General features: G+C 78.7%; 3 pseudogenes. 2 read left to right on the top strand and 1 reads right to left on the bottom strand.

Going from position 1 to position 1,915, the window contains the following annotated elements:
• Positions 1 to 423, top strand: a pseudogene (locus AAHZ94_RS33400) (sensor histidine kinase); the annotation flags it as partial.
• Positions 424 to 463: 40 nt separating this feature from the next.
• Positions 464 to 1,238 (top strand): annotated as a pseudogene (locus AAHZ94_RS33395) (response regulator).
• Between the two features lie 12 nt (positions 1,239 to 1,250).
• Here AAHZ94_RS33395 and AAHZ94_RS33390 read toward each other — a convergent pair.
• Positions 1,251 to 1,802, bottom strand: a pseudogene (locus AAHZ94_RS33390) (phosphatase PAP2 family protein); the annotation flags it as partial.
• Positions 1,803 to 1,915: the final 113 nt, after the last annotated feature.

The raw sequence follows: 1,915 nt of genomic DNA, 5'->3' as shown, positions 1-1,915 counted from the left end.
GGGCGGGGGGGGCCGCCGGCGGGGCGGGGCGGGCGCGCCCCCGGCGGTCTGCCGCAGGAGCACCGCAGGGCCCGTCGGCGGGTGCGCCGTACGCTGTTGGCCGCGCTGATGTTCCCGCTGGTCACGGGCGCGGTGCTGAGCGCCGTACTGATCGTCTGGGATGCCGTGGCGACCTCCGGGGCAGTGCTCGACCCGGGCGACTACGCACGGCTGCGGGTGGGCCAGGACCGGGCCGCGGTCGAGCGGGTGCTGCCGGACCGCCAGACGACGCACCGGCCGTCCGGGACCGGTGCGCCGGCTGCCGGCACGGACTGTGCGTACTACGCGATGACGGCCGACCCGTTCGACGACCGGGCGGGCGACGCCTACCGACTCTGTTTCCGCGCCGACACACTGGTGTCGCTCGACGTACTGATGGGCTGAGAACACTGTGATCCGCGTACTGATCGCCGACGACGAGGCGATGATCCGGGCCGGCGTACGGGCCGTGCTCCGCACCGATCCGGGCATCGAGGTGGTGGCCGAGGCCGCCGACGGGCACGAGGCGGTGGACTCGGTGTTGCGGCACCGCCCCGACGTGGCCGTGCTCGACATCCGGATGCCGCGGCTCGGCGGGATCGCCGCCGCGGCCGAGATCCGGGCGGCGGCGCCGGAGACCGCCGTGCTCATGTTGACCACCTTCGGCGAGGACGACTACATCCTGCGGGCGCTCGGCGGCGGCGCCGTCGGTTTCCTGATCAAGTCCGGCGAACCCGAGGAGTTGATCGCCGGGGTGCGCGCGGTGGCCGACGGCGCCGCCTATCTGTCACCGCAGGTCGCCGCCCGGGTGGTGGCGCACCTCGCGGCGAGCGGCGCCGGTGACCTGGCGAGCCGGCGCACCGCCGCCCGGGAGCGCGTCGCCGCGCGCCCCCCCCCGGCACGCCCGGGCCGCGGCCGCCGCGGGGGGGGGGCCCCCCCGCGGGGCGCGGGGCGCGGGGCCCGGGCGGCGCCGCCCCCCCCCCGCCGGGGCGCGCGCCCCCGCGCCCACCGCCCGGGAACGCGAGGTCCTCTCCCACCTGGGCGCGGGGCTCTCCAACGCCCAGATCGCGCGCCGGCTGCACGTCGTCGAAGGCACGGTCAAGGCCCATGTGAGCGCCGTCCTGGCCGGGCTGGGCGTGGACAACCGGGCCGCTGCCGCGGTCGTCGCACACGAGGCGGGCGTGGTCGCGCCCACCGAGCGGCCGGCGGGCCGCGGGTGAGAGCCGGGCCAGCAGCGGCGCCGCGGCGCGGCTGGCCGACGGCAGCAGGGCGATGAGCGCGGCGGCGGCCACCGCGCCCCCGAGGGCGGCGCCGGCCAGCACGTCGTGCGGGTAGTGCACGCCGACCACCACCCGCAGCAGCGCAGCGGCGGCGGCGAGCGGCAGCGCGACGGCGGCCAGGCGCGGGCGGAGGACAGCGAGCCCGACGGCGATTCCGGCGGCGAGCGTCGCGTGGTTGCTGGGGAAGGACCAGTCGCCCGACGCCGGGCACTCGCCGAGGGCGGTGGCGCCGCGCAGCGCACGGCACGGCCGCTCCTCGTCCACGGCCAGTTTCAGCGCCTCGCTCGCCGCGTAGCCGGCCACGGTGCCGAGGCCGATCAGCAGGGCACCGGCGACCTGGCGCGCGTCGCCGCGGCGCAGCGCGCTCGCACCCACCCAGGCGAGGAGCGCGCCGAGCGCCAGCAGGGTGCCCTCGCTGGCGAGTTCACACAGCGTGCCGAGCCAGCCCGGCACGTCGGCCACCGCGTCGTTGACCTCGCGGTACGCGGTGGCCGCCGGCCCGGCGGGGGCCCCCCCCCGGGGGGGGGGGGCCCCCCCGCCCCCTCCGCCGTCGCCGGGGCACCACCGCGTACTCGTCGAACGTCGTCAGGCCGCGCCCCTTGATGACGTAACTGATC

This window comes from Streptomyces sp. HSW2009, assembly GCF_040240285.1.
GTDB lineage: Bacteria > Actinomycetota > Actinomycetes > Streptomycetales > Streptomycetaceae > Streptomyces.
This window is presented reverse-complemented; position numbering and strand designations above follow the sequence as displayed.